The following is a 21,514-nucleotide window of genomic DNA, read 5'->3' on the forward strand; positions in this document are numbered from 1 at the left end:
GTGTCGCCTGCGGCCTCACGCGTCAAGCCGGAAACCGAGAACGGTTTTCGCAGGCTCGGCGCGTGGTTCCGAAGGATGGATCTCGCCTGCGCCCGAAAGGGCGTCGGCGTCCATTGGCCGCGGGACAGGCGTCTTCCGTTTCTTGTTAACCCCGGAGAGAGGGCTTTGACATGAATATTTCCCGCTTCTTTATCGACAGGCCGGTGTTTGCCGGCGTGCTGTCGATCCTCATCGTCGTCGCAGGTTTGATCGGCCTGCGCTCGCTGCCGATCTCGGAGTATCCCGAGGTCGTGCCGCCGTCGATCGTCGTGCGCGCCAGCTATCCGGGCGCCAACCCGTCCGTCATTGCCGAAACGGTCGCGACGCCGCTCGAAGAGCAGATCAACGGCGTCGAGGACATGCTCTACATGTCGAGCCAGGCAACCTCCGACGGCGTGCTGAACGTCACGGTGACGTTCAAGCTCGGCACGGACCCGGACAAGGCGCAGCAGCTGGTGCAGAACCGCGTCAGCCAGGCCGAGCCGCGCCTGCCGGCGGAAGTCCGCGCGCTCGGTCTCACTACCGTCAAGAGCTCGCCTGACTTCATCATGGTCGTGAACCTTGTCTCTGACACCGACCGATACGACATCACCTACCTGCGCAACTACGCAACGCTCAACGTCAAGGACCGGCTGACGCGGATCCAGGGCGTCGGGCAGGTGCAGGTGTTCGGCGCCGGCGACTATTCGATGCGCGTCTGGATCGACCCGCAGAAGGCCGCTGAACATTCGCTGGCCGCAAGCGACATCTCGAATGCTATCCGCAGCCAGAACGTCCAGGCCGCAGCCGGCATCATCGGTGCGTCGCCGTCGCAGCCGGGCGTCGAGCTGCAGTTGAACGTCAACGCCCAGGGCCGCCTGCGGACGCCGGAAGAGTTCGGCAACATCATCGTCAAGAGCGGTGAGAACGGCGAGATCACCCGGCTGCGTGACGTCGCCCGTATCGAACTCGGCGCGGCCGACTATACGCTCCGTTCGCTGCTCGACGGCCGCCCGGCGGTTGCCGTCGCCGTCCTGCAGGCTCCCGGCTCTAACGCCATCGAAATCGCAGACAACGTGCAGGCGACGATGGACCAGCTGCAGCTGGCCATGCCGGAAGGCGTGAAGTACGAGATCGTCTACGACACGACGAAGTTCGTCCGGTCTTCGATCGAGAAGGTCGTCGACACGCTGCTCGAAGCCATCGCCCTCGTCGTTCTCGTCGTCATCGTCTTCCTGCAGACCTGGCGCGCGTCGATCATCCCGTTGATCGCCGTGCCCGTATCGATCATCGGCACCTTCGCGGTGATGTATGCCTTCGGGTTCTCCATCAACGCGTTGACGCTGTTCGGGCTCGTGCTGGCAATCGGCATCGTCGTCGACGATGCGATCGTCGTGGTGGAAAACGTCGAGCGCAATATCGAGAACGGCCTCAGTCCCCGTGACGCCACCTACAAGGCGATGAAGGAAGTGTCCGGCCCGATCATCGCGATCGCACTGGTGCTGGTCGCCGTGTTCGTGCCGCTCGCCTTCATCAGCGGCCTGTCCGGCCAGTTCTACCGGCAGTTCGCGTTGACGATCGCCATCTCGACGGTGATCTCGGCGATCAACTCGCTGACGCTGTCGCCGGCGCTGGCCGCCCTGCTGCTGAAGGACCATCATGCCAAGAAGGACTGGCTGACGCGCTTCATGGACGCCACCTTCGGCTGGTTCTTCCGTGGCTTCAACCGTGCCTTCGGCGCGGCATCCAACGGCTACGGCCGCACGGTCGGCGGGCTCCTGTCGCGCAAGAGCCTGGTGATGATCATCTACCTGGCGCTAGTCGCGGCAACCTACAGCATGTTCAATGCCGTTCCCGGCGGCTTCGTGCCGGCGCAGGACAAGCAGTATCTGATCGGCTTTGCCCAGTTGCCGGACGGCGCGACGCTCGATCGCACCGAAGACGTCATCAAGCGGATGAGCGAGATCACCCTGGCGCAGCCGGGCGTGGTGCACGCCATCGCCTTTCCGGGCCTGTCGATCAACGGCTTCACGATCGGCTCCAATGCCGGCATCGTTTTCGCCATTCTCGACGACTTCGATAAGCGCACCACGCCGGAGCTTTCCGGCGGCGCGATCGCCATGCAGCTGAACCAGAAGTTCGGCGGCATCCAGGACGCCTTCATCGCAATGTTCCCGCCGCCGCCGGTCAACGGTCTGGGGCAGACCGGCGGCTTCAAGCTGCAGATCGAGGACCGTGCCGGCCTCGGCAATCAGGCGCTCGACGAAGCGACCAAGGCGGTCATCGCCAAGGCCTACCAGACGCCGGAACTTGCCGGCATCTTCTCGAGCTTCCAGATCAACGTGCCGCAGCTCTATGCGGATCTGGATCGCGCCAAGGCGGAACAGCTCGGCGTATCGGTGACCGACGTCTTCGAAACGCTGCAGATCTATCTCGGTTCGCTCTACGTCAACGACTTCAACGCATTTGGCCGCACCTACAGCGTGCGGGTTCAGGCGGATGCCAAGTACCGCGCAAAGGCGGAGGACATCGGCCAGTTGAAGGTCCGCTCGCAGTCCGGCCAGATGATCCCGCTTTCGGCACTGTTGAAGGTCGATGCGCAGACCGGTCCGGAACGCGCGACGCGCTACAACGGCTTCCTGTCGGCCGACATCAACGGCGGTCCGGCTCCGGGCTTCTCGTCCGGCCAGGCGGAAGCGGCGATCACCAAGATCCTCAGCGAAACGCTGCCGCCGGGCATCGAGTTCGAATGGACGGATCTGACCTACCAGCAGATCCTGGCGGGCAATTCCAGCCTCGTGGTCTTCCCGCTGGCGCTGCTGCTCGTCTACCTGGTGCTCGCAGCACAGTATGAAAGTCTCACCCTGCCGCTGGCGATCATCATGATCGTGCCGATGGGCGTGCTGGCGGCGATGACCGGTGTCTGGCTGACGGGAGGTGACAACAACATCTTCACCCAGATCGGGTTGGTGGTGTTGGTGGGGCTATCGGCGAAGAACGCGATCCTGATCGTCGAATTCGCTCGGGAGCTGGAATTCGAGGGGCGCAAGCCGTTCGAAGCCGCAGTCGAGGCAAGCCGTCTTCGCCTTCGCCCGATCCTGATGACCTCCATGGCCTTCATCATGGGTGTCGTCCCGCTCGTCCTGTCGACGGGTGCCGGCGCCGAGATGCGATCCGCCATGGGCATCGCCGTCTTCTCCGGCATGATCGGGGTGACCTTCTTCGGCATCTTCATGACGCCGGTGTTCTACATGCTGGCCCGCATGCTGACCGGTGGTCGGCCGCTGCGCCAGCACGGTACGGAGGCGGTGCCCGCTCTCTCTCCAGCGGAGTAATTACGCCGTCTCCTGGTCGGGGCCACACATTGTCTGCCGCAATGATGTGAACCATCCTCGACTGCGCCGCGCGGGTCTATCCACCGCAGACCCGCGCGGTGTCCTCCCTTGAAAGGCTGCAACGAACGGCGCGCAAGCGTCGTTTCTGCATTCGAGCGACTGCCGGCGTTCCTCCTAGAGGGCCGAGCTATCGAGCTCTTCGAGCACCGGCTCGAGCAGTGCTGCGATCTTCGGGTTGGCGAGTTCCGCTGCATGCTTCTGGGCGGCAGTGACGAAGCTTCGGACGATATCGTGGCCGACCTCAGCCTTCTCCTCGACCGATTTGAACATCACGCCGCAGTACTGCACCGGGTCACCCTGCTCATCGAAGAAGCAGCGGCCGATGGCGGTGACTGTGACGGTCTCGCCGTTCGGCCTGGTGATCCGGTACTCCTCCTGGTAGGGGCCGCCGGCGACGATCGCTCCGTGAATGGCAGCCGCCACGCGTTCCCTATCTTCATAGAACACCCGATTGAGGTACTGGCTGATGCCGAGCCCCCGTGCGACGTCCTCCGACGGCAGTCCGAAGAAACCGGCGATCTCGCTGTCGCCTCTCAACCGGTCGCTGATGACATCCCAGGAGAATATTCCGACGTCCTGGGCGACGATAACCAAGGCATTGGCGTCCGGAGCGGATGCGCTGTCCATTTGTCGAATCCTCCACTTGATGTCGGCATCTGTCACATGCATTTGACTGCATATACGGAATTCGCAACCGTCGGACCTGTTACGTCCGATGCCGTACGCTTCTCGGTAGAATTGCCGCGCTGCTGCGGGTAATCGCCCGGCGGGCAATGCCACCGCATCTCTGCGGGACGGTCATCAAACTTTGTTGGAACCGTCGTCCATCTGTCATGCAGGGGTCGCATACGCGCTTTGAAAAAGGAGCGCAGAATGACGACGCCTCAATCGCTTGACCTTCTCGGCATCGGCAAGAGCTTCGGGAACGATGAGGTCCTGAAGGAGATCAATCTCTCCATCCGCCCCGGCGAATTCCTGTCGCTGGTCGGCATGTCCGGCTGCGGCAAGTCAACGCTGCTGCGGATCATCGCCGGGCTGGAAGCGCCGGATCGCGGCACCGTCTCGATCGGCGGCAACGATGTGACCGACACGGATCCCAGCGATCGCAACCTGGCCATGGTTTTCCAGTCCTACGCGCTCTACCCTCACATGAGCGTCCGGCAGAACATCGCCACGCCGCTGCGCATGCGGCGCCTGACATTTTCTGCTCGCCTGCCGCTGATCGGGCGGCTGCTGGCGCCGGCAGAAACCATGAAGGCGATCGATGCTGCCGTCGAGCAGGCGGCGGAAACGCTTCATATTGCACATCTGCTGGACCGCAAGCCGGCGCAGCTGTCCGGTGGCCAGCGCCAGCGCGTGGCCCTCGCCCGCGCACTCGTCCGCTCGCCGGCAGCCTTCCTGATGGACGAGCCGCTCTCCAATCTCGATGCCAAGCTGCGCGCCCACATGCGCGAGGAACTGGCCTCGCTGCATCGCCGCCTGGGCGCAACCTTCATCTACGTCACCCACGATCAGATCGAAGCGATGACGATGTCCGATCGCATCGCGCTGATGTCGGAGGGCCGGATCGAGCAGCTCGGGACGCCGGACGAGCTTTACCGTTCGCCCGCAACGCTCACCGTCGCCCGCTTCATCGGCACGCCGTCGATCAACCTTCTGCCGGTCGAGATCAATGGGCAGGGACGCGTCTCGGCTTTCGGCCAGAACCTGCAGATCCAGGCGGCGGCCAAGGATGCAGGTCCCTCGACGCTGGGTATCCGCGCCGAGGACCTGCGCCACGCGGCCGACGGTTTTGCGGTTCGCGTGGTGCGCAGCGAGACCCACGGCGCCGACCGCTTCGTCACCACCCATCTGCTCGCTGATGAGACCGTTCGCCTGACGATGCGTCAGTCATCCGACGAGCGACTGGCCGTTGAGGCGGCCGGCACGATGCGCCTCGGCTTTGCGCCGGAGCAGGCGCACCTGTTCGGCACCGACGGCGAGCGCCGCAAGGTCTCGGTCCTCGAGCGGGTGGCGGCATGACGGCAGCGGACTTTTACACGCCGGCCTCGACAGTAACGGTCGGGCAAAGACCCCGGGCGGCGCGCGCGCAGCGGCGGATGATGTGGCGCGGGCTGATGTTCGTTGCCCCGGCCGCGCTGCTGCTGGTGGCGATCTATATCGTTCCGATGGTCGTGCTCGCCGGTTTCTCGGTCACCGACTACCAACTCGGTGCGCTTTCCAGCCGCTTCGTCGGACTTGAGAATTTCATCAAGGCCTACCACGATCCTGTGTTCATGAGATCGCTGAAGAACACCGTCATCTATGCGGCAATCGTCATACCTTTCGGCGTGTTTCTGGCGCTTGGCGTCGCGCTGCTGGTCTACAACCGCAAGCGCAGCCGCGGCTTCTGGGAAGTCGCCTATTTCCTCCCCGTCACCGCGACGCTGGTGGCCATGGCCACCGTCTGGCAGTTCCTGCTGCATCCGTCGCTCGGGCCGGTGAACGCTGCGATCAAGTGGTTCGGCTTCGAGCCGGTCGCCTTCCTGTCGAACCCGGTGCTGTTGATCCCGACGATGGCCTTGATCGGTGTCTGGCAGATCGTCGGCTTCAACATGGTGCTGTTTCTCGCGGGATTGACGGCAATCCCAAAGGATCTGCACGAGGCAGCCCGGCTGGATGGAGCCAGAAACCCCATCGATAGGTTCTTCACCGTCACCTGGCCGATGCTCGGCCCGACGACGATGTTCGTCGTCGTCACCACCTCGATTTCCGCCTTCAAGGTTTTCGAGACGGTCGCCGTCCTCACCAAGGGCCGCTTCGGCTCGGAGACCCTGCTGTTCGATCTCTATCTCGAGGGCTTCGAATACGCCAACACCGGCTATGCGGCGGCCCTGACGCTGATCTTCCTTGTCATCGTTCTGATCCTGTCGATCGGCCAGACGGTGCATATGGACCGGAAGGTGCATTACTGATGGCGTCGTTGCGCAGATATCTCCCGCATCTGGTGCTCGCACTCGGCGCCTTCGCCATGCTGCTGCCGTTCTACTGGATGGTGCTGACGTCGATCCGTTCTCCGGCGGAAATCTTCGACGTATCGCTGTGGCCGATCCCGCAGAAATTCGATGCGGCCGAGAATTATGCCCGTGCGGCGGGCCAGGTGCCGATGGCGCGGTTCATGCTGAACGGCGTGATCGTCTGCTTCGGCATCCTGTCCGTGCAGGTGGTGACGGCGGTTCCGGCTGCCTATGCGCTCGCCAAGCTTCGGTTTCCCGGCCGCAGGCTGATGATGACGCTGGTGATCGCAGCGCTTTGCGTGCCGATCCAGGCGCTGGCGCTGCCGCTCTTCGTCGGCCTGGCGAAGACGAACCTGCTCAACACCTACTTTGCGATGATGGCGCCGTTCCTGCTGTCGGTCTTCGCCATCTTCCTGTTCCACCAGTCGTTCCGCAGCTATCCGAGCGAAATCATCGAAGCCGCCCGGATGGACGGTTTTTCGGAGCTGGAGATCTGCTGGGGACTGGTGCTGCGCGGCTCTCTGCCGTCACTTGCCGCCTTCGCCGTCTTCTCTCTGGTGGCCCACTGGAACGACCTCTACTGGCCGATGATCGTCGTGTCGGACACCAATCTCGCGCCGCCGCCGCTCGGGATGCTCTACTTCTCGGATGTCGAATCCGGGGCGAACTACGGCGCGCTGATGGCCGGCGCGACGATCATCACCGCACCCATGCTGATCTGCTTCCTCCTCGTGCGCCGCCATTTCATCGCCGGCATCACCATGACCGGCGTCAAGTAACCGTTCACCACTCCTCCCACCGACCACTCACCTCTGGAGACTGACATGAACATCAACCGACGTACCGCGCTCGGCGGCCTCGTCCTCGGCCTGGCTGCTGCCGGACTGGGACAGCCGACGCTGGCAGCCGACAAGATCACGCTCGACGTGCTATACAATCTTCCCGGCTTCACGAAATTCCATCAGCCGCTCGCTGACGAGTTCATGAAGAAGAACCCGGATGTGACGATCAACTTCCTCGCACCGGCCGCCGGCTATAACGAGGGCCAGCAGCAGGTGCTGCGCGCCGCTGTGACCGGCAACCTGCCGGACGTCTACTTCTCCGGCTATAACCTGACGGCCGAACTGGTTCATACCCTTGAGCCGCGCAAGCAGATCACCGACCTCGGCCCGTTCATCGAGGCCGATGGCGGCCAGGCGTTCCTCGACAAGAACTACAGCCCGAAGATGGCCGCCCTCGGCCAGATCGACGGCAAGCAGTACGGACTGCCGGTCAATGCCTCCTCGCCGATCATCTACATCAATGCCGATCTGGTCAGCAAAGCCGGCGGCGACCCGGACAATATGCCAAAGACCTTTGCCGGGCTGATCGAACTGGCCGCCAAGATCCATGCGCTCGACCCGAAGGTCGCCGGCATGGGCTACGACATCAACGGCTGGCCTGACGACTGGCTCTGGCAGGCCCTGATCGTCCAGCAGGGCGGCAAGATGGTCGATACGGCAACCAAGACTGCCGGCTTCGACAACGAAATCGGTCTCAACGCGCTGAAGCTGGTGCGCCAGTTCGTGACGGAAGGTCACCAGACGCTGCTCGACTGGGACCAGTCGCGCCAGCAGTTCGGCGCAGGCCTCACGGGCTTCATCTTCTCGACGCCGGCACATGTGCAGACGGTCGAGGGTCTCGTGGGTGATCGGTTCAAGCTGAAGACCGCAACCTTCCCGCTTGATAACGCGGAAAAGGGCGGCGTACCGACCGGCGGCAACTCCGCCGTCATCCTGACCCAGGACAAGGCCAAGCAGGATGCTGCCTGGAAGTACCTGAAGTGGATCACCGGTCCGGAAGCCCAGAACCTGATCGTCCGCATCACCGGCTATCTGCCGACCAACAAGCTGGCGACCGGTCCTGACTTCCTGGCGCCCTATTATGCCGAGCATCCGAACGTCAAGACTGCCTCGCTGCAGGCAGACCGCTCGCTGCCGTGGGCCGGTTATCCGGGTGGCGATTCGGTCCGCATATGGCGCACCCAGCGCGACATCATCGGCACGGTGATGCGCGGCGAAGTGACGCCGGAAGAAGGCCTGAAGCAGATCGTCGCGCAGACCAACGCGCTGATGAACTGAGCCGCAAGGCAATCTGACGGGGCTGCGGGGAGATGATCTCCGCAGCCATTTCTTGAGCAGAAAGACAGACGATGAAGATTATCCAGCTGACCGATACCCATCTCATGCCTCCGGGTGTCGTCGTGAACGGCGTGGACCCGGAAAAGCAGTTGCGCGCCGCAGTGACCGACATCATCGACAAGCACGCCGATGCAGATCTGCTGGTGATGACCGGCGACCTCTGCAACTACGGAGACCCGGAAGCGTACGAACTGCTGCGCGACATCCTGGCGCCGCTTCCCTTCGAGGCGCGCCTGCTGCTCGGCAACCATGACAAGCGGCCGGAATTCATCGACGCCTTTCCGGACCAGCCGCGCGATGGCAACGGCTATATCCAGTCGTTCATGGATACGAAGTTTGGCCGGCTGCTGTTTCTCGACAGCCATGAGGCAGCGGTGATCGGCGGCATCTATGGTCCGGACCGGCTGGAATGGTTAAGCGGCGCGCTGGCCGGTGCCGGCGACCTGCCGGTGACCGTGTTCATCCACCATCCGCCCATGGACCCGGGCATCGGTCACTTCGAGAACATCGGCATGCATGACGAGGGTGCTATGATGCGCAGCCTCAGCGCCCACCCGGCCGGGGTTCGGCACGTTGTCTTTGGACACATCCATGTGCCGCTGGCAGGCACCAGCGCCGAGGGCATCGCCTACAGCTCCGGGCAGGCCTGCTCGCACAGGTTCATCACCGATCTGGACATTCCCGATCCCTGGTGGACGGGCGGCAATCCCTGCTACCGGATCATCCGCCTCGATGATCAGGGACTTAGGGCCTATGGCGTCGAGGTCGGACAGGTGCCGACGGAACGCGCTCCGGTCTGCGCCGGCCCATAAACGAACGATGGTCGGGAGCGGCGGCGATGTGCGCCGCGGCTCCGCACCGTTACGTCAGCGCCAGCCGAGCGCCGGCGCCACATGCGTCAGAATTGCCTCGATCACGTGCGCGTTGTATTCGACGCCGAGCTGGTTCGGGACGGTCAGCAGCAGCGTATCGGCTTCGGCGATGCCCTCGTCGGCGCGCAACTGCTCGATCAGGTTATCCGGCTCGCCCGCGTAGGAGCGGCCGAAGATGGCGCGCGTGCTCTCGTCAATATAACCGATCGAATCCTGCTCCTTGCCGCCGCGGCCGAAATAGGCACGGTCAAGATCGTTGACGATCGCAAAGATGCTGCGGCTGACGGACACCCGCGGCGTGCGGGCATGGCCGGCTTCCTTCCAGGCCTCGCGATAGGCGCGGATCTGCGCCGCCTGCTGGATGTGGAAGGGCTCGCCGGTCTCGTCGTCCTTCAGCGTCGAGCTCTGCAGGTTCATGCCGTGCTTGGCAGCCCAGACGGCGGTGGCGTTCGATCCGGCGCCCCACCAGATCCGCTCGCGAAGGCCTTCGGAATGCGGCTCGAGCCGAAGGAGTCCCGGCGGGTTCGGAAACATCGGACGCGGATTAGGCTTCGCAAATCCTTCGCCCTTCAGCACATCCAGAAGCACCTCCGCATGCCGGCGGCCCATGTCGGCGTCGCTCTGGCCATCTTCCGGCTCGTAGCCGAAGTGACGCCAACCGTCGATGACCTGTTCCGGCGAGCCGCGGCTGAGGCCGAGCTGCAGGCGACCCCCTGAAATCAGGTCAGCAGCGCCGGCATCCTCGGCCATGTAGAGCGGGTTCTCGTAGCGCATGTCGATGACGGCGGTGCCAATCTCGATCTTGGACGTCCGGGCGCCGACGGCTGCGAGCAGCGGGAAGGGCGAGGCAAGCTGCCGGGCGAAATGATGGACGCGGAAGTAGGCGCCGTCGGCACCGAGCTGCTCGGCGGCAACCGCCAGATCAATGGATTGCAACAGGGCATCCCCGGCGGACTGCGTGCCCGACTGGGGAGAGGGCGACCAATGGCCGAAGGATAGAAAACCGATATTCTTCATGATGCGCGCCTTCGCGGTGGTGAACGTGGTTGGCTCCCATATAGGAGCGAGGCGCCGTTCAATGCGAGAGGAGCGACGTGAACGCACTGTTCGCTTCCCGGACAACCGCCCGCATGTTGGACCACCGGCGTCGAAACGCCGATGGTCCTGTTTGTCTCGCCGGCCTATTCCGAAGCGGTTGCCGGAACCAGTTGCTGCTGCTTCTGGCGCTTGGCTCGCCAATCGCCGAGGAACAGCAGGATGGGAGCGGCAATGAACACCGACGAGGACGCCGCGATGAAGATGCCGAACACCATGGGTACGGCAAAGCTTTCCACCGCGCTGCCGCCCCAGATGGCCATCGGCACCATGGCCAGGAATGCCGTGGCGGAGGTGTAGAGGCTTCGCGCCAACGTCTCGTTGATCGACAGGTTGATCAGGTCGCGGAACGGCATTGACTTGTAGAGACGCATGTTCTCGCGCATTCGGTCGTAGACGACGACCTTGTCGTTCACCGAATATCCGACCAGCGTCAGCAGGGCAGCGATGGCCGTCAGGTTGAAGTCCAACCCGGTCAGTGCGAAGAAGCCGACCGTCTTCGTCACGTCGAGGACCAGCGTCGCGATGGCGCCGACCGCGAACGGCCATTCGAAGCGCACCCAGATGTAGATGAGCATGGCAAGGCTGGCGAGCACCACCGAGGTAATGCCGGCGATTGCCAGTTCGCCGCTGACCTTCGGGCCGACGACCTCAGTGCGCTCGACCTTGGCGGTCGGGTCGATCTTGACGATCTCCGACCTCAGCTTTTCGACGGCTTCGGTCTGCGCCGTCTCCGGTCCCGGCTGGCGCTCGAGGCGCATCAGGATGTGGTTGCGGTCGCCGAACTCCTGCAGCGCCACTTCACCGAGACCGAGGCCTTCGATGCCCGACCGGAAGCGCGCCAGATCGGCCGGTTCGCGGGTCGACACCTCAAGCTGGATGCCGCCCTTGAAGTCAACGCCGTAGTTGAGGCCGGGGGTGATGAACAGGATGATCGAGGAGATCGACAGGAAGGCCGAGATGCCGATGCCGAACATCCGCGCCTTCATGAAGTCGATCTTCGTTCCGTCGCGGATGAGGCCGACGGCCACCAGCGGTCGGATGTTGATGACCTTCATCTTCCGGCGGCGGACGATGGCGATCATCGCGACGCGAACAACGGCGACGGCGGTGAACATCGAGATTGCGATGCCGAGGCCCATGGTAACGGCAAAGCCGCGCACCGGGCCCGAGCCGAACCAGAACAGCAGGACCGTTGCGATCAGCGCCGTGACGTTGCTGTCGATGATCGTCGAATAGGCTTTGGCAAAGCCCTGGTCGATCGCCGCATAGGCGCCTCTGCCCTTGCGTGTCTCTTCACGGATACGCTCGTTGATGAGGACGTTCGCGTCGACCGCAAGGCCGATGCCGAGCACGATACCGGCAATGCCGGGCAGCGTCAGTGTGGCGCCGACCATCGTCAGGCCGGCAAACGTCAGAATGACGTTGAGCGCCAGAGCGACGACGGCGAGGATGCCCCAGGATCCGTAGAGGACGATGATGAAGCCAACGACCAGCGCAAAGCCGATGAGGCCCGACAGGATGCCGCGCTCGATGGCGTCACCGCCAAGGTCGGCGCCGACGGTGCGTTCCTCGATAACGGTGAGCTTGGCCGGCAGAGCGCCGGCGCGCAGCAGAGCCGCCAGCGTGTTGGCATTGGCGACCGAGAAGTCTCCGGAGATCTGGCCTGAGCCGCCGGTGATCGGTTCGCGGATGACCGGCGCGCTCAGCACTTTTCCGTCAAGCACGATGGCAAACGGATTGCCGACGTTGTCGCGGGTGATCTGGGCAAAGCGGGTGGCGCCGGCCTGGTCGAAGCGGAAGCTGACGACCGGTTGATTGGTGTTCTGCTCGAACGAGACGCGGGCATCCGTCAGACGGTCGCCGGACAGCAGGACGCGATCCTGGACCGGGTAGTTGCGGCCCTCTTCGTCGGCGATCATGGTGATGCCGGGTTCGCCTTCGCGACCGAGCAGGTGGAAGCTCATCTTGGCGGTCGAGCCGAGAAGTGCGCGAAGGTTGGACGGATCCTGCTCGCCCGGAAGCTGGACGAGAACCCGGTCGCCGCCGATCCGCTGGATCGTCGGCTCGGCGACGCCGACCTGGTCGACGCGCTGGCGGATGATCTCGAGGCTCTGCTCGACGGCATTGCTCATGCGGTAGGTGACGCCGGCTTCAGACGGGCGCAGCAGCACGGTGTCGTTGCCACGCAACGAAACGTCGAGCTCACTTGCGCCTGCACCGATGCCGGTTGGCACGCCGCTGCCGAGCTTGGCCAGTTCATCGCGTGCGGCATCGCGCCTGGCGGGATCGGTAATGGTCACCGCCACCGATCCGCCCTGGCGCTGCACCGAGCGGAAGTCGATGCCAGCTTCGCGCAGGCTGGTGCGCGATTCCTGGGTGAGCGTCTGCAGCCATTCGTTTTCGAGCGACGGCCGGTCCACTTCGAGCACGAGATGCGAGCCGCCGCGCAGGTCGAGACCGAGAGAGGCGCGTTCGTGCGGCAGCCAATTGGGCCAGCCGGCGAGGGTTTTTTCAGGCAGTGCGTTCGGCAGGGCGATCAGCACGCCGATGACGATGACGATCAGATACGTCATCACCTTCCAGAGTGAGTTCTTCAATGTCGTCGTTCCAGATTTTGCTGGGCGGTCTGCCTCATTCAAGGCAGCGGTCGCGCCGGATAAGTCGTGAAAGCCCGAGGGCTTCAGGTCAGGACGTGTGACCTGCCGGCGGCGGTGCGCGCGGTTGGAATGCAGCAACCGGCCCCGAAGCCGAAAGCCAGCCGTCATCCCGGCCTGTTCGTTGACGGTGCCAGCTGGAGCCGGCGACACGAGCGCCATGGGACAGGTCGAAGTCCGGCGGATCGATCAGCCGCGCCTTGCTGCGGGTCCCGTGATCGGCAGCAAGCGTTGGACGCGTGCTCTCGCGCTTTGCCAACCCCTCGTGATCCGCGGAGGCGGGCGTCGAGGACATGGCAAGCAGATCGGCGACGTCGAGGTCGCGCTTGCTCTGCGCCGATGGGTAGAACAGCAGCAACAGCAGCAACAGGCTCTGCGCGCAGGCGATCGCGTGAGCGATGGTCGCGGCAAAGCTCCAAGGGCTGCTGGAGGCGGAAAGGCGGATCGGCGTGTCTCCTCTACGTTGGAAGGCACGGCATATACGAGTGTCCGGCCCGATACAAACCGATCGTCGCGAAATCCTGGCCCCCACGTGTTCGGCAAGATCAGGGATTGCAGATGCCGATCGTATCGCCCTCGATCGGGACGAAGGAAATCCCGCCGCGCTCGAATGCCAGCCGCAGCTGCGCTTCGGTCGCCCGATGCACATCATGTCGGTGGCCCTCGTAATCGCGGATCGTGCTGCGCGATACGCCCGACCGGTCGGCCAGTTCCGCCTGTGTCCAGTCGAGAAAACCACGTGCGGCGCGACACAGTGCCGGCGATAAAATTTTGTCGTGTGCGAGTTGACCCATCGGACCAAGCTGCCCATATTGGTTGATATTGATCATATATGGCGTCCTTGGAAAAATTGCTAGGGGGCCAGTTGCGGCGATCTGCGGCGGTCATCCCGGAGCGTTTGTCCGCAGCCTGAAAGGAAATAATTCGTTGGGATAACGTTCGAGCCCTATCTCCTCGTCCTGTTGCTTGCTTTGCCGTTCATCGGCAGCCTCGTCTCCGGCCTGCTTCTCAATACGACGTCGCGCGACCTGCCCGTGTTCATCGCCGGCGGTGTGGCGCTTGCCTCGCTCTGCCTGACGACGATCGCCTACGCCTATGTGACGAGCGGCAACGTGCTGCGGTTCGAAGCCGAATGGCTCCCGCAGCTGGGTCTCAACTTCACGCTTCGGATGGATGGTTTCGCATGGATCTTCTCCATGCTGGTAACGGCGATCGGCTTCCTCGTCGTCCTCTATGCCCGCTACTACATGGGCGACGATGACCCGATCCCGCGCTTCTTCTCGTTCCTGCTCGCCTTCATGGGTGCCATGCTCGGCATCATCATTTCCGGAAACGTCATCCTCTTGTCGATCTTCTGGGAACTGACCAGCATCTTCTCCTTCCTGCTGATCAGCTACTGGCACCACATCCCCTCGGCCCGCGACGGGGCCCGCATGGCACTCACCATCACCGGCATAGGCGGCTTCTGCCTGCTGATCGGCATGCTGCTGCTCGGCAACATCGTCGGCAGCTACGACCTCGACAAGATCCTGGCGTCCGGCGACGCCATCCGCGCCCACGCACTGTACCTGCCGACGCTGATCTTCATCCTGCTCGGCGCCTTGACCAAGAGCGCGCAGTTCCCGTTCCACTTCTGGCTGCCGAACGCCATGGCAGCGCCGACGCCGGTGTCGGCCTATCTGCATTCGGCAACGCTGGTAAAAGCCGGCGTCTTCCTGCTGGCGCGCCTCTGGCCGGCTTTAGCCGGGACATACGAGTGGTTCTTCCTGCTCGGCGCCGCGGGCATGCTGACGCTGCTGCTCGGCGCCTATTTCGCCGTGTTCCAGCGGGACCTGAAGGGCCTGCTCGCCTATTCGACGATCAGCCATCTCGGCCTTATCACCACGCTTCTGAGCCTCGGCAGTCCTTTGGCGATGGTCGCCGCCATCTTCCACATGCTCAACCACGCGACCTTCAAGGCGTCGCTGTTCATGGCCGCCGGCATCATCGATCACGAGACCGGCACGCGCGACATGCAGCGGTTGAGCGGGTTGTTTCGCTACCTGCCGTTCACGGCAACGCTGGCGATGGTGGCGAGTGCGGCGATGGCCGGCGTGCCGCTGCTCAACGGCTTCCTGTCGAAGGAGATGTTCTTCGCCGAGGCCGTCGAGACGCATGCCGATTCGCTGCTGGACAGCATCCTGCCGTATGTGGCGACGCTCGCCAGCGCCTTCAGCGTCACCTATTCGCTGCGCTTCATCCACACCGTCTTCTTCGGACCGCCGCCGGTCGACTTACCGAAGCCGAAGCCGCACGAGCCGCCCCGCTGGATGCGCTTCCCGGTCGAGTTCCTCGTCGTCGTCTGCCTGGTGGTCGGCATTGTCCCGTCCCTGTCGATCGGACCGTTTCTCGATACGGCGGTCACCAGCGTGCTGGGGACCCGGGCGCCGGAATTCAGCCTTGCCGTGTGGCACGGGTTCAACCTGCCGCTGCTGATGAGCTTCATCGCTCTGATCGGCGGAACCGTCCTCTATTTCGCCCTGAAGCCCTACCTGTCGTGCTGTCAGGATGGTCCGCCGTTCTTCCGCAGGCTGCGCGGCCAGCGTATCTTCGAACGGGTTCTGGTCACGGTGTCGTGGCGCTGGGCGCGCATGGCGGAAAGCCGCATCGGCACGCGAAATCTGCAGCCGCAACTGCGCTGGGTCGTCGCAACCGGCTTCATGGCGGGACTGCTGCCGCTCCTGCTCTCAGGCTTCGAAGTGCGGCCGCTTGCCTTTTCCGGAATTGACCCGGCATTCGCAATTGTCTGGCTGCTCGGAACGGCGCTGGCGATCGGCGCGGCCTATCTCGCCAAGTATCACCGGCTTGCGGCCCTGGTGATGCTCGGCGGCGTTGGGCTGATCGTGTGCATCACCTTCGTCTGGCTGTCGGCGCCGGACCTCGCCATCACCCAGCTGCTGGTCGAGATCGTCACCACGGTTCTCATCCTTCTCGGTCTTCGATGGCTGCCGAAGCGCAATGTCGATGTCGGCGAGGTGATCACCCTGCGCAGCCGCTTCCGGCGGTTCCGCGACCTGCTGCTGGCCATCGCCTGCGGCGTCGGCATGTCGTTCATCGCGTTCGCCGTCATGACCATGCCGGTGCCCGATGCGATCGCCACGTATTTCCTCGACAACGCCTACGAGCAGGGCGGCGGCCGCAATGTCGTGAACGTCATTCTCGTCGACTTCCGCGGCTTCGACACGCTGGGCGAAATCGCCGTGCTCGGCGTCGTGGCACTGACGGTCTATGCCCTGCTGCGACGTTTCCGTCCGGCGGCCGACAGCATCGACATGCCCGAACAGCAGCGCATCCAGAACCGCTTCGACGAGGAGCGTCCCGAGCGCTCTCCGGGCGATACCGTGCGCGACTACCTGCTCGTGCCATCGGTCATCATGCAGTGGCTGTTCCCGGTCATCCTGACGCTTTCCGTCTACCTGTTCATGCGCGGCCACGACATGCCGGGAGGCGGCTTTTCCGCCGGGCTTACCCTGTCGATCGCCTTCCTGCTGCAGTACCTGGCCGGTGGTACGCGCTGGGCGGAGGATCGCATCCGCATCCTGCCGGTTCGCTGGATGGGCGGCGGACTGCTGATCGCATCGGCGACGGGCATCGGCGCCTGGTTCCTCGGCTATCCGTTCCTCACCTCGCATTCACGGTATCTGGATCTGCCGCTGATCGGCAAGGTGCCGGCAGCCACCGCGCTGCTCTTCGACCTCGGGGTTTTCGCTCTCGTCGTCGGATCGACGGTCCTGATCATGGTGGCACTCGCCCACCAGTCCATCCGCAACAATCGCCTGAAGGCGATCGGCGCGGCCAAGGCGGAGGACAGCTGATGGAACTGGTCCTGTCTATTGCCATCGGCGCGATGACCGGCTGCGGCGTGTGGCTCATCCTGCGGCCGCGCACCTATCAGGTGATCGTCGGGCTTTCGCTGCTCTCCTATGCCGTCAACCTGTTCATCTTCGGCGTCGGCGGCGTGAAGAGCAACCTGCCGCCGATCCTCGAAGAGGGTGTCGATCCCTCGGTTCTGTCGGATCCGGTTCCGCAGGCGCTGGTCCTGACGGCCATCGTCATCGGCTTTGCCACGACAGCGCTGTTCCTCGTCGTCATGCTCGCCTCGCGCGGGCTGACCGGCAACGACCACGTGGACGGGAGGAACGACCTGAAATGATCTCCTGGAGCCACCATCTGATCATCGCGCCGATCCTGGTGCCGCTGATCGCCGCCGCCGTGCTGCTGTTTTTCGACGAGCGTAAGCGCGTCACCAAGGCGATGATCAGCCTGGCTTCGGCGATCATCATGTTGCTCATTGCCTTCGTCCTGTTCCGCATCGAAAGCAATCCGAACGATTTCGACGGCGTCTACCTGCTCGGCAACTGGGCAGCCCCCTTCGGCATCGTGCTCGTCGTCGACGGGCTGTCGGCGCTCATGCTGCTGCTGACGGCGCTGCTGGCGCTTGCCGCACTGGTGTTCTCGATGGCCCGCTGGCATGCCGTCGGCGCCCATTATCACAGCATGTTCCAGCTGCTGCTGGTGGGGCTGAACGGAGCCTTCCTCACCGGCGACCTGTTCAACCTGTTCGTTTTCTTCGAGGTCATGCTGGCGGCTTCCTACGGCCTGCTGCTGCACGGCTCGGGTCCGATGCGGGTGAAGGCGGGGATGCACTACATCGCCGTCAATCTCGTCGCGGCATTCTTCTTCCTGATCGGCGTCAGCCTGATCTACGGGACGGCGGGCACCCTCAACATGGCGGATCTCGCCGCCCGGATTCCGCAAATAGAGCCGGATCGCCGCATGCTGATGGAAGCCGGGGCAGGGGTGCTCGGCGTGGCGTTCCTGATCAAGGCCGGCATGTGGCCGCTCTGCTTCTGGCTGCCGACGGCCTACAGCGCCGCCGCCGCACCCGTCGCTGGCATCTTTGCCATCCTCAGCAAGCTCGGCATCTACGTCATCTTGCGGCTGACCATGCTGCTGTTTGCTGACGGCCCTTCTGCCGGATTTGGCTCGGAGGTGCTGCTGTTCGGCGGCATCGCCACGCTCATCTTCGGCACCGTCGGCGTGCTGGCCTCACAGGCGCTGGGGCGGCTTGCGGGCTATTCCGTGCTCGTGTCGTCCGGCACGATGCTGATGGTCGTCGGCATCAGCGACGGGGCGGTCTCGTCGGGTGCGCTGCTCTATCTGGTCAGCTCCACCTTCACCATCAGCGCCCTGTTCATGCTGATCGAACTCGTCGAGCGCGGCCAGGATGCAGGCGCCAACGTTCTGACGGTGACGATGGAGGCCTATGGCGACGGTGAGGACGAGCGGATGGAGGAGGAGGACGGCGTCATGATGCCGGGGACGATGGCGATCCTCGGCACCTGCTTTGCCGCCTGCACCATCCTGCTGGCCGGCTTGCCGCCGCTGTCCGGTTTCATCGGCAAGTTCGCCATGCTATCGGCAATGATGGGGATCGGCGCCATCGGCACGCCGCCGGATGCTGCCGTCTGGACGCTGATCGTGCTGGTCATCCTGTCGGGCGTCGCGGCGCTGATCGCCATGACGCGCGTCGGGATTCGCACCTTCTGGAGCTCGCTCGAGGGGACCGTTCCGCGGGTGCTGGTCATCGAGCTGGTGCCGGTGATGTTCCTGCTGTCGCTGACCATGGCGTTGACCATCCAGGCAGGCCCGGCGATGCGCTACATGGATACGACCATCCGGACGCTGTCCCAGCCGTCGATCTACATCGACGCGGTGCGAAACGCCGTCCGGGTCGATGGCTGGCGTCCGGCGCCGGACGTTGCAAAGGGGGCGCCGTGATGCTGCCCTACCCAATTCTCAGCCTCTGCCTTGTCCTGATGTGGCTGTTGCTGAACGGGTTCACTGTCGGTCACCTGCTCTTCGGCTCGATGGTGGCGATCTTTGCCGGCTGGGCGCAGGCAGCGCTTCGACCCGACAAGCCGCGGCTGAGGAAATGGTATCTGCTGCCGAAGCTGTTCGTCGTCGTGTTCGTCGACGTCATCCGCTCCAATATCGCCGTCGCCTGGCTGCTGCTGCAGGGCAAGCGGCGCCAGAACACCTCGGGCTTCCTGCTCGTGCCGCTCAAGATCGAGGATCCGACAGCGCTTGCGATCATGGCCGTCATCCTCACCGCGACGCCGGGTTCGGCCTGGCTCGAATACGACAGCGGCGATAAGACCGTGCTGATCCACGTGCTCGACCTGATTGACAAGGAGACCTGGGCGGCCACCATCAAGCAGCGTTACGAGGCCCTGTTGCTGGAGATCTTTGCATGAGCGCCATCGTCCTGTTCACCGCCGTTTCGATCGCCCAGCTTCTGCTCGGTTGCGCGATGCTGGTCGCCGCCGTCCGGATCTTCACCGGTCCGAGAGCCCAGGATCGCATCATGAGCCTCGATACGCTCTACATCAACGCCATGCTGCTGCTCGTCACCTTCGGCATCGGCACCGGACGCACCGTCTACTTCGAGGCCGCCCTGGTGATCGGCATGCTGGGCTTCGTCGCGACCCTGGCGCTCGCAAAATTTCTGATGCGTGGCGAGGTGATCGAATGACCCAGCCAGTCCTCGACCTGCCGCTGTGGGCGGCGATCATTGTCGCGTTCTTCCTGCTGCTCGGGGCAGCCCTGGCGCTGATCGGCACGATCGGCTTCCTGCGCCTGCCGACCTTCTACGAGCGGCTGCATGCACCGACGCTTGGCACCAGCTGGGGAACCGGCGGGATCATGGTGGCGTCGATCATCTATTTTTCGGTGGGGTCGTCGCGTCTCGTCGTGCATGAAATCCTGATCGGCCTGTTCGTCACCATCACCACGCCTGTGACCTTCATGCTGCTGGCGCGTGCGGCGCTGCATCGCGACCGATCCGAAGGAAATGCTGCGGTTCCCGCCAAGCATGCCGTCCATGCGGTGGTGGAGGCGGCCGACGCCACGCCGCGCGATGCCGTCGCCGAAGTGACACCGTCGGCGAAGTGACGTCGCCGCGCAGCTGGACCGGCTCGGCGATGCCTACCAGGCGAGCAGCCGGCGGCCGGATGCCATTCCGATCAGGCCCATCAGCAGGATGCCCGTCGTGTACCAGAGCGCGACGAAAGTGAGGCCGTTCTCGATGCAGCCCCAGGAATACACCCAGGCGCCGGCAGCTCCGGATGTAATGCCGGCGACGAAGCCCGCCAGCCGCAGCCTGGTCGGCGCCGCCTTGCGCAGGAACCAGGTGAGTGCGGCGAGTATCGGCGCACCGCTTGCCAGCACCGCGATCGGGCAGAACCAGGCCGAAACACCGAGTACAAGTTGCCGATAGTCGGCGGCAGGTGCCAGGTGCAACTGCCACAATGCAAGCGTCAGAACTCCGATATAGACGAGGAGTGCGCTAGCACCCGCTGCCCTCGGCACGCCGCCGGGACGAGCAACGATCACCATCGCACCGATGCCGATGATCGCCAGCAGCAGCGGATAGGCCGACTTCACCCAGAACGCCGGAAGCAATATCGCCTGCGCAAGATCGGGACGCAGACCATGGACGAAGACGATCAGGGCCGCAGAGACCGCAAGCGCAGGCGGCAGCGCAAGAACCAGCAGGCGGCCAAGCGCATTCGGCGCGACGGGGCGCAGGTCGCTTGCCAGTCTGTCGATCAGATCATCCGTCGTCACGGTCGCCTCTCATTCTTGCGGCCAACGCTTTGATGCCGCGGTGCACGCCGATCTTGACCATCGCCTCGGTTCGCCCGCCGCTTGCTGCGGTCTCGGCGACCGAACGCCCTTCCAGTCGCACCTGGCGGATCATCTGCCCCTGCCAGGCCGGCAGGCTTGCCAGCAACCGCTCGACATCGAGGCTTGCCGCTGCGGCCTCGCTGCCGTTGCTGCTGTCGACGATGTCGCCGACTGCATCCAGCGGTACGTGGTGACGGCCGCCATGGCGACGGTAGTGATCAACCAGCTTGTGGCGGGCGATCGTGAAGAACCAGGCGGTAAACGGCCTTTGCCGGTCGTAGGTTATTCGTCGCTGGTGCAGCGCCAGCAGGGTCTCCTGAACCAGGTCATCAACGTCTCCGCCCGCCGAACCATTCATGCGCCGGCCATAGTAGTTGACGAGCAGGTGTCGCAGGGCGTTGAGCAGGCAGCGGTAGGCGACCTCGTCTCCATCCAGGGACAAGAGCATCAGCGATTTCAGCTCAGGCTCGATCAACTGCGTCATGTCGGTAAGCTTCATACGGCGCTGCCGTGAAACGGTTACACCCGTATGTCGGAAAATGCGAGGGAAGGCTTGCGATCACTTGGTCGTGA

Annotated in this window: 19 protein-coding genes; 12 read left to right on the top strand and 7 right to left on the bottom strand. The window is 63.9% G+C overall.

Annotated features, from left to right (window positions below):
• The first annotated feature begins 170 nt into the window (after positions 1-170).
• Positions 171-3,353: an efflux RND transporter permease subunit gene (locus tag ACR65N_RS08835; RefSeq protein WP_430307166.1), complete on the top strand. Its 3,183-nt coding sequence runs from the start codon at positions 171-173 to the stop codon at positions 3,351-3,353.
• Between the two features lie 174 nt (positions 3,354-3,527).
• Here the strand turns inward: ACR65N_RS08835 and ACR65N_RS08840 are convergent, their stop codons facing one another.
• Entirely contained in the window at positions 3,528-4,040 is a 513-nt protein-coding gene (locus ACR65N_RS08840) for a PAS domain-containing protein (protein ID WP_440456667.1), read from the bottom strand.
• 246 nt (positions 4,041-4,286) lie between these two features.
• Between ACR65N_RS08840 and ACR65N_RS08845 the strand changes: the two genes are divergently transcribed.
• From ACR65N_RS08845 to ACR65N_RS08865, 5 genes are all read left to right on the top strand, one after another.
• The gene (locus ACR65N_RS08845; RefSeq protein WP_440456668.1) at positions 4,287-5,435 is read left to right on the top strand and encodes an ABC transporter ATP-binding protein; all 1,149 of its coding nucleotides are present in this window, start codon (positions 4,287-4,289) and stop codon (positions 5,433-5,435) included.
• Complete coding sequence (locus tag ACR65N_RS08850) at positions 5,432-6,367, top strand: carbohydrate ABC transporter permease (protein WP_440456669.1); 936 nt, start codon at positions 5,432-5,434, stop codon at positions 6,365-6,367. The genes ACR65N_RS08845 and ACR65N_RS08850 overlap by 4 nt, the downstream gene beginning before the upstream one ends.
• Positions 6,367-7,188, top strand: a complete 822-nt coding sequence (locus tag ACR65N_RS08855; protein ID WP_440456670.1) for a carbohydrate ABC transporter permease — start codon at positions 6,367-6,369, stop codon at positions 7,186-7,188. Before ACR65N_RS08850 ends, ACR65N_RS08855 begins: the two co-directional genes overlap by 1 nt.
• Before the next feature lie 45 nt (positions 7,189-7,233).
• Positions 7,234-8,529, top strand: coding sequence for an ABC transporter substrate-binding protein (locus tag ACR65N_RS08860; RefSeq protein ID WP_440456671.1), 1,296 nt, complete (start codon positions 7,234-7,236; stop codon positions 8,527-8,529).
• Between the two features lie 71 nt (positions 8,530-8,600).
• Positions 8,601-9,401: a phosphodiesterase gene (locus ACR65N_RS08865; protein ID WP_440456672.1), complete on the top strand. Its 801-nt coding sequence runs from the start codon at positions 8,601-8,603 to the stop codon at positions 9,399-9,401.
• Between the two features lie 54 nt (positions 9,402-9,455).
• Here the strand turns inward: ACR65N_RS08865 and ACR65N_RS08870 are convergent, their stop codons facing one another.
• From ACR65N_RS08870 to ACR65N_RS08885, 4 genes are all read right to left on the bottom strand, one after another.
• Entirely contained in the window at positions 9,456-10,478 is a 1,023-nt protein-coding gene (locus tag ACR65N_RS08870) for an LLM class flavin-dependent oxidoreductase (protein ID WP_430307174.1), read from the bottom strand.
• Between the two features lie 164 nt (positions 10,479-10,642).
• Positions 10,643-13,156, bottom strand: a complete 2,514-nt coding sequence (gene secD / locus ACR65N_RS08875; RefSeq protein ID WP_440456673.1) for a protein translocase subunit SecD — start codon at positions 13,154-13,156, stop codon at positions 10,643-10,645.
• An 88-nt stretch (positions 13,157-13,244) separates the two neighbouring features.
• Complete coding sequence (locus ACR65N_RS08880; protein WP_440456674.1) at positions 13,245-13,580, bottom strand: hypothetical protein; 336 nt, start codon at positions 13,578-13,580, stop codon at positions 13,245-13,247.
• Positions 13,581-13,758: 178 nt separating this feature from the next.
• Positions 13,759-14,043 carry a helix-turn-helix domain-containing protein gene (locus tag ACR65N_RS08885; RefSeq protein WP_430307177.1) on the bottom strand — a complete coding sequence of 95 codons (285 nt, stop codon included), beginning with the start codon at positions 14,041-14,043 and terminating at the stop codon, positions 13,759-13,761.
• 102 nt (positions 14,044-14,145) lie between these two features.
• Here ACR65N_RS08885 and ACR65N_RS08890 point away from each other — a divergent pair, with 102 nt between their 5' ends.
• From ACR65N_RS08890 to mnhG, 6 genes are read left to right on the top strand one after another with little or no spacing between them, the layout of a single operon-like run.
• The gene (locus tag ACR65N_RS08890; protein WP_440456801.1) at positions 14,146-17,067 is read left to right on the top strand and encodes a monovalent cation/H+ antiporter subunit A; all 2,922 of its coding nucleotides are present in this window, start codon (positions 14,146-14,148) and stop codon (positions 17,065-17,067) included.
• Positions 17,067-17,405, top strand: a complete 339-nt coding sequence (locus ACR65N_RS08895) for a Na+/H+ antiporter subunit C (RefSeq protein WP_430307179.1) — start codon at positions 17,067-17,069, stop codon at positions 17,403-17,405. The genes ACR65N_RS08890 and ACR65N_RS08895 overlap by 1 nt, the downstream gene beginning before the upstream one ends.
• Entirely contained in the window at positions 17,402-19,033 is a 1,632-nt protein-coding gene (locus ACR65N_RS08900) for a monovalent cation/H+ antiporter subunit D (protein WP_440456675.1), read from the top strand. Before ACR65N_RS08895 ends, ACR65N_RS08900 begins: the two co-directional genes overlap by 4 nt.
• Positions 19,033-19,509 carry a Na+/H+ antiporter subunit E gene (locus ACR65N_RS08905; protein ID WP_440456676.1) on the top strand — a complete coding sequence of 159 codons (477 nt, stop codon included), beginning with the start codon at positions 19,033-19,035 and terminating at the stop codon, positions 19,507-19,509. Before ACR65N_RS08900 ends, ACR65N_RS08905 begins: the two co-directional genes overlap by 1 nt.
• Positions 19,506-19,787 (top strand): K+/H+ antiporter subunit F, encoded by a 282-nt coding sequence (locus ACR65N_RS08910; RefSeq protein ID WP_440456677.1) that lies wholly within the window; start codon positions 19,506-19,508, stop codon positions 19,785-19,787. The genes ACR65N_RS08905 and ACR65N_RS08910 overlap by 4 nt, the downstream gene beginning before the upstream one ends.
• Positions 19,784-20,206: a monovalent cation/H(+) antiporter subunit G gene (gene mnhG / locus ACR65N_RS08915; RefSeq protein ID WP_440456678.1), complete on the top strand. Its 423-nt coding sequence runs from the start codon at positions 19,784-19,786 to the stop codon at positions 20,204-20,206. The genes ACR65N_RS08910 and mnhG overlap by 4 nt, the downstream gene beginning before the upstream one ends.
• A 33-nt stretch (positions 20,207-20,239) precedes the next feature.
• Here the strand turns inward: mnhG and ACR65N_RS08920 are convergent, their stop codons facing one another.
• Positions 20,240-20,881 (bottom strand): NrsF family protein, encoded by a 642-nt coding sequence (locus ACR65N_RS08920; RefSeq protein WP_440456679.1) that lies wholly within the window; start codon positions 20,879-20,881, stop codon positions 20,240-20,242.
• Positions 20,868-21,440, bottom strand: a complete 573-nt coding sequence (locus ACR65N_RS08925) for a sigma-70 family RNA polymerase sigma factor (protein WP_430307186.1) — start codon at positions 21,438-21,440, stop codon at positions 20,868-20,870. The genes ACR65N_RS08920 and ACR65N_RS08925 overlap by 14 nt, the downstream gene beginning before the upstream one ends.
• Positions 21,441-21,514 lie beyond the last annotated feature (74 nt).

The sequence above is a fragment of the Rhizobium sp. SAFR-030 genome (assembly GCF_059415005.1).

What these genes read in the sequence shown, in the direction of transcription:
- ACR65N_RS08895 (WP_430307179.1), top strand. Translation starts at nt 17,067, where the DNA reads ATGGAACTGGTCCTGTCTATTGCCATCGGCGCGATGACCGGCTGCGGC.
- ACR65N_RS08845 (WP_440456668.1), top strand. Translation starts at nt 4,287, where the DNA reads ATGACGACGCCTCAATCGCTTGACCTTCTCGGCATCGGCAAGAGCTTC.
- ACR65N_RS08840 (WP_440456667.1), bottom strand. Translation starts at nt 4,040, where the DNA reads ATGGACAGCGCATCCGCTCCGGACGCCAATGCCTTGGTTATCGTCGCC.
- ACR65N_RS08925 (WP_430307186.1), bottom strand. Translation starts at nt 21,440, where the DNA reads ATGAAGCTTACCGACATGACGCAGTTGATCGAGCCTGAGCTGAAATCG.
- mnhG (WP_440456678.1), top strand. Translation starts at nt 19,784, where the DNA reads ATGACCCAGCCAGTCCTCGACCTGCCGCTGTGGGCGGCGATCATTGTC.
- ACR65N_RS08835 (WP_430307166.1), top strand. Translation starts at nt 171, where the DNA reads ATGAATATTTCCCGCTTCTTTATCGACAGGCCGGTGTTTGCCGGCGTG.
- ACR65N_RS08855 (WP_440456670.1), top strand. Translation starts at nt 6,367, where the DNA reads ATGGCGTCGTTGCGCAGATATCTCCCGCATCTGGTGCTCGCACTCGGC.
- ACR65N_RS08905 (WP_440456676.1), top strand. Translation starts at nt 19,033, where the DNA reads ATGCTGCCCTACCCAATTCTCAGCCTCTGCCTTGTCCTGATGTGGCTG.
- ACR65N_RS08900 (WP_440456675.1), top strand. Translation starts at nt 17,402, where the DNA reads ATGATCTCCTGGAGCCACCATCTGATCATCGCGCCGATCCTGGTGCCG.
- ACR65N_RS08850 (WP_440456669.1), top strand. Translation starts at nt 5,432, where the DNA reads ATGACGGCAGCGGACTTTTACACGCCGGCCTCGACAGTAACGGTCGGG.
- ACR65N_RS08885 (WP_430307177.1), bottom strand. Translation starts at nt 14,043, where the DNA reads ATGATCAATATCAACCAATATGGGCAGCTTGGTCCGATGGGTCAACTC.
- ACR65N_RS08860 (WP_440456671.1), top strand. Translation starts at nt 7,234, where the DNA reads ATGAACATCAACCGACGTACCGCGCTCGGCGGCCTCGTCCTCGGCCTG.
- ACR65N_RS08865 (WP_440456672.1), top strand. Translation starts at nt 8,601, where the DNA reads ATGAAGATTATCCAGCTGACCGATACCCATCTCATGCCTCCGGGTGTC.
- ACR65N_RS08910 (WP_440456677.1), top strand. Translation starts at nt 19,506, where the DNA reads ATGAGCGCCATCGTCCTGTTCACCGCCGTTTCGATCGCCCAGCTTCTG.
- ACR65N_RS08870 (WP_430307174.1), bottom strand. Translation starts at nt 10,478, where the DNA reads ATGAAGAATATCGGTTTTCTATCCTTCGGCCATTGGTCGCCCTCTCCC.